General features: G+C 35.7%; 13 protein-coding genes. All 13 read left to right on the forward strand.

Annotated elements, in window-relative coordinates:
• The first annotated feature begins 118 nt into the window (after positions 1-118).
• The 13 genes from J6L95_RS02900 to J6L95_RS02960 all read left to right on the forward strand — a co-directional run bounded on the left by J6L95_RS02900 (position 119) and on the right by J6L95_RS02960 (position 9,732).
• Complete coding sequence (locus J6L95_RS02900; RefSeq protein ID WP_287458094.1) at positions 119-1,486, forward strand: PTS sugar transporter subunit IIC; 1,368 nt, start codon at positions 119-121, stop codon at positions 1,484-1,486.
• A 12-nt stretch (positions 1,487-1,498) separates the two neighbouring features.
• On the forward strand, positions 1,499-2,155 hold the full coding sequence (fsa, locus tag J6L95_RS02905; RefSeq protein ID WP_287458082.1) for a fructose-6-phosphate aldolase: 657 nt from the start codon (positions 1,499-1,501) through the stop codon (positions 2,153-2,155).
• 20 nt (positions 2,156-2,175) lie between these two features.
• Positions 2,176-2,469 carry a PTS sugar transporter subunit IIB gene (locus tag J6L95_RS02910; protein WP_287458083.1) on the forward strand — a complete coding sequence of 98 codons (294 nt, stop codon included), beginning with the start codon at positions 2,176-2,178 and terminating at the stop codon, positions 2,467-2,469.
• Positions 2,470-2,507: 38 nt separating this feature from the next.
• Positions 2,508-3,059, forward strand: a complete 552-nt coding sequence (locus tag J6L95_RS02915) for a DeoR/GlpR family DNA-binding transcription regulator (RefSeq protein WP_287458084.1) — start codon at positions 2,508-2,510, stop codon at positions 3,057-3,059.
• On the forward strand, positions 3,049-3,279 hold the full coding sequence (locus J6L95_RS02920; RefSeq protein WP_287458085.1) for a DeoR/GlpR family DNA-binding transcription regulator: 231 nt from the start codon (positions 3,049-3,051) through the stop codon (positions 3,277-3,279). The genes J6L95_RS02915 and J6L95_RS02920 overlap by 11 nt, the downstream gene beginning before the upstream one ends.
• A gap of 9 nt (positions 3,280-3,288) precedes the next feature.
• Positions 3,289-4,329 (forward strand): FG-GAP repeat protein, encoded by a 1,041-nt coding sequence (locus J6L95_RS02925; protein ID WP_287458086.1) that lies wholly within the window; start codon positions 3,289-3,291, stop codon positions 4,327-4,329.
• A complete protein-coding gene (locus J6L95_RS02930; RefSeq protein ID WP_287458087.1) occupies positions 4,326-5,165 on the forward strand; it encodes an L-ribulose-5-phosphate 3-epimerase in 840 nt (279 codons plus the stop codon). Before J6L95_RS02925 ends, J6L95_RS02930 begins: the two co-directional genes overlap by 4 nt.
• 11 nt (positions 5,166-5,176) lie before the next feature.
• Positions 5,177-5,866, forward strand: coding sequence for an L-ribulose-5-phosphate 4-epimerase (araD, locus tag J6L95_RS02935; protein WP_287458088.1), 690 nt, complete (start codon positions 5,177-5,179; stop codon positions 5,864-5,866).
• Positions 5,867-5,875: 9 nt separating this feature from the next.
• Entirely contained in the window at positions 5,876-6,709 is an 834-nt protein-coding gene (locus J6L95_RS02940) for a transketolase (RefSeq protein ID WP_287458089.1), read from the forward strand.
• The gene (locus tag J6L95_RS02945) at positions 6,700-7,635 is read left to right on the forward strand and encodes a transketolase family protein (protein WP_287458090.1); all 936 of its coding nucleotides are present in this window, start codon (positions 6,700-6,702) and stop codon (positions 7,633-7,635) included. The genes J6L95_RS02940 and J6L95_RS02945 overlap by 10 nt, the downstream gene beginning before the upstream one ends.
• Positions 7,636-7,864: 229 nt before the next feature.
• Positions 7,865-8,749, forward strand: coding sequence for a hypothetical protein (locus tag J6L95_RS02950; protein WP_287458091.1), 885 nt, complete (start codon positions 7,865-7,867; stop codon positions 8,747-8,749).
• 165 nt (positions 8,750-8,914) lie between these two features.
• The gene (locus J6L95_RS02955; RefSeq protein WP_287458092.1) at positions 8,915-9,367 is read left to right on the forward strand and encodes a hypothetical protein; all 453 of its coding nucleotides are present in this window, start codon (positions 8,915-8,917) and stop codon (positions 9,365-9,367) included.
• A 164-nt stretch (positions 9,368-9,531) separates the two neighbouring features.
• Entirely contained in the window at positions 9,532-9,732 is a 201-nt protein-coding gene (locus J6L95_RS02960; RefSeq protein ID WP_287458093.1) for a TMEM175 family protein, read from the forward strand.
• Positions 9,733-10,205 lie beyond the last annotated feature (473 nt).

The following is a 10,205-nucleotide window of genomic DNA, read 5'->3' on the forward strand; positions in this document are numbered from 1 at the left end:
ATATACTTCTAATATAATTCGGTTCAATAACAGATGATTCATATGAAACTGCAACTGTTATTTAATGAGATTAGCCAAAGAACAAAGATAATGTAAAAAAACTTCATTTTTTACTTGAATTCCTTATAGTTGGCTCTCTGTTGGATCATCCGGATTAGTTTCAAACTTTAGACCAATTCTCGTAGGTCTAAAAGATGTCTTTAATCTAGATGCCATGGTCATTGATCCATACTTTGGACAAAATGCGGTTACAGCAGGAGTAAACAAGGTTTTTGGTAAAGCCTTTTCTTCAGTCATGACACTTCTTCTTATTGCTTTTGTCATTAACATCATCTTAGTAAAATTTAAAAAAGTCACAAAGTTAAGAGCGCTATTTACAACAGGACATGTACAGGTTCAGCAGGCTTCAACCGCATTCTGGCTTATCATGTTTGCTTGTCCATTCTTAACTAATGACTTAGCAATCTTAGCAGTCATGGCAGTTATCCTAGGACTCTATTGGGCAGTTGCTTCCAACTTGACAGTAGAACCAACTCAGGAACTTACTAAAGGGGCAGGCTTCTGTATCGCTCACCAGCAGATGTTTGGTATTGCACTCTTCTCAAAGATTGCAGAAAAGATTGGAGAACACGATAAAAAGAGAGGTAAACAGACAAGGAGACTAGAAGACATTGAACTTCCTGGATTCATGTCTATCTTCAATGAAAACCTAGTATGTACATCATTGTTAATGATCATCTTCTTTGGTGCTATCTTATTGTTGCTTGGAAAAAGCTATCTTGTAAAAGCAGGCTTCCTTGCAAAAACAGATAACTTCCTATTCTACATCTTAACAACATGTATGTACTTCTCAGTCTACCTTACAATCCTTCAGCTAGGAGTACGTACATTCGTAACAGAATTAACAACATCATTCCAGGGCATCTCTAATAAATTATTGCCTGGTGCAGTACCAGGAGTAGATTGTGCCGTTGCTTATGGTTTCGGTTCACCAAATGCGGTGCCAATTGGTTTCCTAGCTGGTGCAGTAGGACAGTTTATTGCGATTGTGACATTGATTATCTTTAAGAGTCCAACTCTTGTCATTGCAGGATTCGTACCAGTCTTCTTTGATAATGCGACAATCGGAGTCTATGCCAATAATAAAGGTGGCGCTAAAGCAGCTATTATCCTCCCATTCTTTGCCGGACTTATTCAAGTCTTCGGCTCAGCTTTTATTGCCACTTTTGTAGGCATGGCAGCCTACGGTGGGTACCTCGGTATGTTTGACTGGGCAACAGTATGGCCAATCTTTACAATCATCATGAAATACTTGGGTGTCATCGGTGTAGGTGTAGTTATTCTCGTTCTACTCTTAATTCCACAGTTCCAATATCGTGCTAATAAGGATGCATACTTCGCATGTACAGAAGACTTTGAAACTTATGCAAAATTAAAAGGCATTGAAGTCGAAGAAGACGATTGGGACGATGATTATGATGAATAAAGGAGACAAAAAATGAAATTTTTCGTAGATACCGCCAACGTAGAAGATATTAAAAAAGCAAACGACATGGGTGTGATTTGTGGTGTAACCACAAATCCATCCCTAATCGCAAAAGAGGGCAGAAACTTTGAAGATGTCCTTAAAGAAATCACATCAATTGTCGATGGTCCTATCTCTGGAGAAGTCAAGGCTACTACAGAAGATGCTGAGACAATGATTGAAGAAGGACTAGAAATCGCCAAGATGCATCCTAATATGGTCGTTAAAATTCCTATGACTGTAGAAGGGTTGAAAGCCACAAAAGCACTTTCCAAAAAAGGGGTAAAGGTCAATGTGACATTGATCTTCACAGCTGCCCAGGCGCTGTTGGCAGCGCGTGCTGGTGCAGCCTATGTTTCACCATTCTTAGGCAGATTGGATGATATTTCAACACCAGGAATTACTCTTATTGAAGATATTACAGAAATCTTTAGCATGCATGACATCAAAGCGGAAATCATTGCGGCCAGCGTAAGAAATCCAATTCATGTGATTGAATGTGCCAAAGCCGGTGCAGACATTGCGACAGTACCTTATGCAGTAATTGAACAAATGACAAAACATCCATTAACAGATCAGGGCATTGAAAAATTTAAAAAAGACTACATCGCAGTCTTTGGATTAGATTAATAGAAAGAAGAGGACATAATATGGCAATTAAAATGATGGTTTGTTGCGCGAGCGGCGCAGGATCAAGTCTACTAATGAAAATGACAACACAAAAAGCAATTGATAATCTTGGTATCTCTGTATCAGAGCTTCATCACTGTGCAATCTCAGAAGCGAAATCCGCATCATTGAATTATGATGTTGTGCTATGCGCAAGAAACTTTGAGCATCTTTTCGAAGATGCAAAAAAGAAAGGCGTAAAAGTCATTGGACTAAAAAATGTCATGTCACAAAAAGAAATTGAAGCCAAGCTTAAAAGAGCAGGCATCGCTTAATTATCACAATTTCTACCACCAAAAAAGAGGATTCCATTATGAAAATGTCTAAGAAAGTAGTCGGCGAACGAAGAAACAAAATACTTGAAGTACTCGAAAGAGTAGGAGATGTCAAAGTCGAAGAACTATGCGAAACACTTCATGTGACACCTATCACAATCAGAAGAGATCTGCAGTATCTAGAAGACCATGAGCTCGTAGAACGCTACTATGGGGGTGTACGCATCAAGAACACACCAGAGAACTGTGAGCTTAGAGATGAGACAGACATCTATCGAGAACGCATCGCCAAGTTTGCTGCATCATTGGTGGAAGATGGTGATACCATCTTCATCAATACCAGCTCTACAGCACTCGCAATGGTACCTTATATTCATGCGAAAAATGTCGTAGTCATCACCAACAACGGCAATGCCATAACTATTCCACACTCCGCAGAAGTGACAATCATACTTACTGGAGGAGAACTTAGACATATTAAAGGAACGATGGTGGGAGAATTCGCCTTGGATAATATCAATATGGTTTCCACAAGAAAAACATTTCTAGGATATCAGTGGTCTTTCCAGTCAGGCTGGAATGACCACTGATATCCTTAATGAAGTAAAAATTAATGAAGCAATGCTTCATCGCTGTGTTGAAAAAGCCTATATTCTTGCTGACCATAAAAAAATAGGAAAAACATGCAGCTTTGTCAGCTGTCCTTTAGAGACACTTACTCATATCATCACCGATGAAAAAGCTGATAAAAGTGAAGTTTCACGATTCATTCACCAAGGCATCAAGGTAATTCAGGTAACAAAAGAATAGAGGAACATTATGTTAGCGAAAAAAATAAGAACACATCAATTAGAAAAATGCTACGCGATTGCACCCCTTCATTATGAAGGAGAAGACTATATTCTCGTAGCTGCTGAAAAAAGAAATAAATGTCTCCTGTTTGATTTAGAAGGACATCTCGTAGATACCATCTGGGATGAACCAGGAGGAACCATGTCAATGGTTCAGGTTCCTTCAAGCAATGGGCAGTTCATTGCCACACAAGAATTCTATTCTCCTAATGATTCAAAAAATGCCAAGCTTGTACTTGTTACACCAATTAGTAAAGGCAACTGGGATGTAAAAGTCATTGCTCATCTGCCATTCGTACATCGCTTTGATATTGTTGAAAAAGACGGTGTCAATTATCTATTGGCATGTACCATCAAATCAGAACACAACTATAAAGATGACTGGACACATCCAGGAAAGATTCTTGTAGCTGTATTACCAGATGATCTTTCAAAAGTAGATGAAGAACATCCTCTTCAATTTGAAGTCATCAAAGAAGGACTCACAAAAAACCATGGCTACTGTCGTGTAAAAAAAGAAGGAGAAGACTATTCACTTATTGCATGCGAACAGGGACTTTATAAACTATCATTATCAGATAAATGCATCAACGACTGGAAAATAGAAAAGCTATTAGATAAGCCATGCTCAGATGCTGCAGTTGCAGATTTTGATCAGGATGGAAAAGATGAAATTATTGTTATTTCACCATTCCATGGAGATACAATTGAAATCTTCAAGAAAATAGATGGGGCATACGAAGTTGTCTACAAGTATCCTAAAAAAGCAGAATTTGCCCATTCAATCTGGGCAGGAGAACTCAATGGAGAAGCTTGTGCCATCATTGGGCATCGTCAAGGTGAGCGCAATCTGATTGGCTTCTCTTATGATCAAGGATATCAGTATGGCTATATTGAAGAAAATGTCGGGTCAACAAATGTCTACAGATATAATGTGGGAGCACGTGAATGCTTAGTTTCTACTAATAGAGAAATCAACGAAATAGCATTCTACGTGTTTGAATCATGAAGTCCTACCGCATAGGTCTTTATGAAAAGGCCTTACCCGACACTCTTACATGGAAAGAAAAACTCATTGCGGCTAAAGAAATAGGCTATGACTACATTGAAATGAGCATTGATGCAAGTGATGAAAAGATAGAACGTGTCTTTATGAATAAAAAAGAAAGACAGACACTACTAAATGACATGTATGAAGTCGATCTTCCAATACGCTCCATGAGCGTTAGCGCTCTTACTAAGTACGCCTTAGGAGATGAAGATGAAGCTATCAGAGAAAAAGGATTATCCATTGGTATAAATGCAATCATTCTGGCAGCTGATCTAGGAATCAGAACAGTGATGATACCTGGATATGATATCTACTATGGAGAATCTACTCTTAAGACGAAAGCTTATTTTCTTGAAAATATGAGAAAGCTAGTCGATACTGCAAGAATTCATGGAGTCATTCTTGGATTTGAAACAATGGAAAATGACTTTATGAATACTACTGGTAAAGCCATGAAATATATCACATTGTTGCAGTCGCCTTATATGAAAATATATCCAGATACAGGTAACTTAACGAATGCTGCTTATGATCATAAGCATGATGTCTGTGAAGATTTATGTCTAGGAGAAGGGCACCTTATAGCTCTTCATCTAAAAGAATCTCTTCCTAACATCTATCGAGAAGTTCCTTTTGGAAGTGGACATGTGGACTTTGAAAGACTGATAAAGACTGCCTGGAAACTAGGAATAAGACGATTTGTAACTGAATTATGGTATCTAGGAGAAGAAGATTATCATAAAACAATACAGGATGCGTTTAATCAAATGACGCAAATACTAGATAAACAATAACGGAGGTAACTATGTTAGAAGACTTAAAACAAGAAGTCTATCATGCCAATATGGACCTTCCGAAATATGGACTGGTGACATTTACTTGGGGAAATGTCAGCGGCATTGATAGAGAAAGTGGTTATGTTGTTATTAAGCCAAGCGGTGTTGACTATGAGACAATGAGTGCTGATGATATGGTCGTCGTTGATTTAGATGGACATGTTGTAGAAGGTAAGTATAAGCCATCTTCAGATACGCCTACTCATATAGAATTATATAAGGCTTTTCCTCATATTGGAGGTGTTGTTCATACACATTCCTCATGGGCTACAAGCTGGGCACAATCAGGTAGAGGTATTCCTTGTTATGGAACAACACATGCTGATTATATGTATGGGACAATTCCTTGCTTAAGATGTTTAACAAAAGAAGAAATCAATACAGCATATGAAAAGAATACCGGTGTGCTTATTGTTGATTATTTTAAAGATAAAGACTATGAAGCAGTTCCAGCGGTACTATGTAAAAATCATGGACCATTTACATGGGGAAAAGATCCACATGAAGCAGTTCATAATACTGTTGTACTAGAAGAAGTAGCCAAGATGGCAGCACGATGTGAACAGATTGAAGCACATGTTCAGCCTGCACCACAGGAACTACAGGATAAGCATTACTATCGCAAGCATGGAGAAAATGCTTACTATGGACAGGATTAGGAGAATCATATGAATAATCTAGAATTAAAGAAAAAAGCTAATAAAATTAGACAGGGTATTATTGCTTCAACGCATGCTGCTAAGGCAGGTCATCCTGGTGGATCTTTATCAAGTGCAGATATGTTGGCATATCTTTATTTTGAAGAAATGCGTATTGATCCTTCAAATCCCAAAGATGAAAACAGGGATCGACTTGTTTTATCAAAGGGACATATAGCTCCTGCATTATATGCTACATTGGCATTAAGAGGTTATTTTCCTGAAGAAGATTTATTAACATTAAGACATCTAGGATCACATTTACAAGGACACCCTTGTATTGCTCATACACCAGGAATTGATATGTCCACAGGTTCACTTGGACAAGGTATATCTGCTGGAGTAGGGATGGCCTTATCTTTCAAGATGGATAAAAAAGATAATAGAGTCTATGTCATCTGTGGAGATGGAGAAATACAAGAAGGTCAGGTATGGGAAGCAGCTATGTTTGCTGGACATAGAAGCCTGGATAATCTTGTGGTTGTAGTAGACAACAATAATCTTCAGATTGATGGAACTATTGAAGAAGTCTGTTCACCTTATCCTATTGATAAAAAATTTGAAGCATTCAATTTCAATGTAATCACAATTGATGCTCATGACTTCGATGAAATAAGAGAAGCTTTATTAAAAGCAAGACAGATGAAAGGAAAGCCAACATGTATCATCATGAAAAGCATTAAAGGTAAAGGAGTATCTTTCATGGAAAACAAAGCCTCATGGCATGGCACTGCTCCAAATGATGAACAGTATGAATTGGCAATGAAAGAGCTAAAAGAAGAGGAGGAACGCTTATGTCAGTAAAGAAAATTGCGACAAGAGAAAGCTATGGACAATCTTTAGTTGAGCTAGGAAAAGAATATGATCAGCTGGTTGTTTTAGATGCTGATCTTGCAGCAGCAACTAAGACAGGACTCTTCAAGAAAGCTTATCCAAACCGTCATATTGATTGCGGTATTGCTGAATGCAATATGATGGGAGTGGCTGCCGGTTTAGCAACAACAGGAAAAATACCATTTGTATCCACTTTTGCCATGTTTGCAGCAGGACGTGCATTCGAACAGGTAAGAAATTCTATTGGCTATCCACATCTTAATGTAAAGATTGGTGCAACACATGCAGGTATCACTGTTGGAGAAGATGGCGCAAGCCATCAGTGCAATGAAGACTTAGCACTTATGAGTGTTATTCCAGGTATGGTTGTTCTTAATCCAAGTGATGACATTGAAGCAAGAGCAGCTGTGAAAGCAGCTATTGATTATGTTGGACCAGTCTACATGAGATTTGGACGAGCACCAGTAGAAATCATCAATGACTTTGATGAGTACCACTTTGAAATAGGTAAAGGTGTCAAACTTAAAGAAGGAAAAGACATTACAATTATTGCAACTGGAATTTGTGTAAGCGAAAGCTTAAAGTGTGCTGAAACATTAGCTAAGGAAGGTATTGATGCAGAAGTTATCAATATTCATACTATTAAGCCAATTGATCAGGATATCATTATTGAAAGTGCAAAAAAGACAGGACATGTCTTTACTGTAGAAGAACATTCAATCATTGGTGGACTTGGTAGTGCAGTAAGCAATGTATTAAGTGAGCACTGTCCAACAAAAATGTATCGTATCGGTATGAGAGATACATTTGGTGAGTCTGGCAACGCAATGGAACTTCTTCATAAATATCAGTTGGATGCAGAAGGAATTTACACTCAGATCAAGGAACATATGTAAAGAATGAACCACATGTAGTGGTTCATTTTTGTTAGTGTAAATTTATAATATTAATTTATGAATAAATATATTAGTTTATTGATTAATATAAAAAATATATATATTTATTTATTAAAACTATTGTGATAAAAAAGTTAATGATTTATTATGTATATAGATTAGAATAAGGTATGCATTTTTTAGACAATAAGTATATTTTATCGGAAAATTTGTGGAAAGGAAAAAATAAATGAAAAGTAAACAGTCAAGAAAAAAAGCAGCTTTCAAAGGTCTATGTATCATGGTGTTTCTAATGATTGCGCTTCCAATAGCGTTTTATTGTTTTTTGTATGTAGTAAAATCAGGAATTAATAGTGTTAATGTTTCAGTTTGGGTTAATGTTTTTGCGACATATATTGGAGCGTGTTTAGGCGGGATAATTACTTATCTTTCAATTTATTTTACTGCAATGTATTATGATGATGAATTTAATCAAAGAATGGATGAAGTAAAACTAAGAATGATGGAAAATAATACACGAGATGAAAATGAAAAAAGAAAGTATTATTTAGATATTAAACGTCAATCGTTATTTTCAAGCAGGCCATATTTGATATTGAAAAATATTGGTGTTGAAGAAAAGGAAAAGTGTGAAGAAATTGATAGATATGTGTTTGTTTCAAATGAAAAGGAATGGGCAAATCTTATGAGTTATAGTGATGAAAACGTAAAAGAAGTTTATTTTAAAATAAGAAATATTGGGCGAGGACCAGCAGAAAAAATAAATTTCTTTTTTGAATCATCTGATTATTCTATAGATGGATTTAATGATAGAGAAGTTCCAATGAATATGGATGATGATTCTGTTATTTATCAAAAAATGTCAATAGATATTGCGAATGGCGAGGAATTATTTTGTAAACTCAAATTACATTTTTCAAATAAAATGATACATGATAAAAAAGTTTATAAAATGAGTCTAACATTAAACCTTGTGTATTTTGATTACCTTAATAATAAAATTAAGAAACCAATTTCATTCGCATTTTTTAATGATGATAATAGTATACTTGGCGTAGGACCTCAAAAATATTGTAATGATGAAAATCAGAAAATATTTGAGGGAACAATTTAGTATTTATTATAGAAATATTTTAGTGGGACACTAATAGTGTCCCGCTATTTTAATATGATGAGAGTGTAGTAAACATAAGCAAACAACAGCTTGCTGGTGGGAGGGATGAAGAAAAATAAATCATAAGACTATAAGACTACAATTATAAGAAAGGAAAATGGAAATATGAGAAAACTATCTTTAAAAATTGTCACAATGGCATTATGTATGATGATGTTATTTACATTAACTACAAAAAACACAAATGCTAAAACAGCATCAGGATACTACTACACTGATACTTCAGTTTGTACAACATTCAAGAAAAAAGGAAGAAAGTTGTATGTTAAAAACGTAAAAGGAAGATCGATTAAGTATTATAAGACAAATAATATTAACAAAATGAAAAAAGTCGGTAGATACAAAGTATTTAAAGTAAGCATGAAATGTAAATACTATTCAACATCAGTTTCTTCAGATGGAAGGGGATTATTTGATTCTACATATACACGAAGAATCAAATATAAAAACATCACAAGTACTATCAAAGATATCCGTAAGTCTGGAGAATGGAATTGTGGATTGATCGTAGTCGTTAAAAAAGGTTATGTTACTAAGATCATGATGATCTACTCATAAAAGAGCACTCAAAAGTGCTCTTTTATAGTGCTTAATGAAATGTAAGGTATTTTATTTTCTTGTTGCTAAGTGCAATAAAAGTAAAACACCCTTATATTCAATGACTATTTATATTGAGTATTGTACAAAATAAAAGAACATATCTAAGGATAGGAGAAAAACAAGTGAAGAATAGAGTAGAAGCAATCACTGATGGAATTGTTGCAATAGCGGCAACGATTATGGTGCTAGAATTAGGAGTACCTGTCTCTAATGAAATGGGACTTCGTCATACTTTTCTGGCATATGTCATTAGCTTTTTTATGATGACACTTGTACCATTTATGACGGCATGGGGACTAAGTACCAAATGCATTTCTACCTGAATTTATCTATCCATTGAATATGTTACTATGGAGCGCTGCCTTTCAATGACTTGATTATCAGATACAAAAAGAACAGAACGTGACGCTTCTACAAGTCTTCCAATGAGAGGATTCTTATATGGGGGAAATGTATTTAATCTGTTTTAAGTATTTATTTAGTTGCAATCTCTATAATAATGATGCTTGTTTGGATACATGCAAAAGTAGAATATAAATAATTAATCGGGACATAATAATGTCCTGCTTATTTTATCAAGTTTTTCGCAGAAAACCCCTACCTCTAAGTGTAGCGTAGGTAGGGGATGAATGCGTTTACTTAAGAAAAATATAAGAGAGGCTGTAACGAAATAAAATACAGTAAAAAAGTGGCGTACTCACTATTTAGTGAGTGCAGCCACTTTTCTGGTATAATTAGGTTATGAGTTACAAGAATATAAAAGAACCTAATTACAGTAATCATTATAACCTATATC

The organism is Kandleria sp. (assembly GCF_017934775.1).
GTDB lineage: Bacteria > Bacillota_I > Bacilli_A > Erysipelotrichales > Coprobacillaceae > Kandleria > Kandleria vitulina.

Coding starts and splice junctions, on each gene's coding strand:
- fsa (WP_287458082.1), top strand. CDS start 1,499: ATGAAATTTTTCGTAGATACCGCCAACGTAGAAGATATTAAAAAAGCA.
- J6L95_RS02910 (WP_287458083.1), top strand. CDS start 2,176: ATGGCAATTAAAATGATGGTTTGTTGCGCGAGCGGCGCAGGATCAAGT.
- J6L95_RS02915 (WP_287458084.1), top strand. CDS start 2,508: ATGAAAATGTCTAAGAAAGTAGTCGGCGAACGAAGAAACAAAATACTT.
- J6L95_RS02920 (WP_287458085.1), top strand. CDS start 3,049: ATGACCACTGATATCCTTAATGAAGTAAAAATTAATGAAGCAATGCTT.
- J6L95_RS02925 (WP_287458086.1), top strand. CDS start 3,289: ATGTTAGCGAAAAAAATAAGAACACATCAATTAGAAAAATGCTACGCG.
- J6L95_RS02930 (WP_287458087.1), top strand. CDS start 4,326: ATGAAGTCCTACCGCATAGGTCTTTATGAAAAGGCCTTACCCGACACT.
- araD (WP_287458088.1), top strand. CDS start 5,177: ATGTTAGAAGACTTAAAACAAGAAGTCTATCATGCCAATATGGACCTT.
- J6L95_RS02940 (WP_287458089.1), top strand. CDS start 5,876: ATGAATAATCTAGAATTAAAGAAAAAAGCTAATAAAATTAGACAGGGT.
- J6L95_RS02945 (WP_287458090.1), top strand. CDS start 6,700: ATGTCAGTAAAGAAAATTGCGACAAGAGAAAGCTATGGACAATCTTTA.
- J6L95_RS02950 (WP_287458091.1), top strand. CDS start 7,865: ATGAAAAGTAAACAGTCAAGAAAAAAAGCAGCTTTCAAAGGTCTATGT.
- J6L95_RS02955 (WP_287458092.1), top strand. CDS start 8,915: ATGAGAAAACTATCTTTAAAAATTGTCACAATGGCATTATGTATGATG.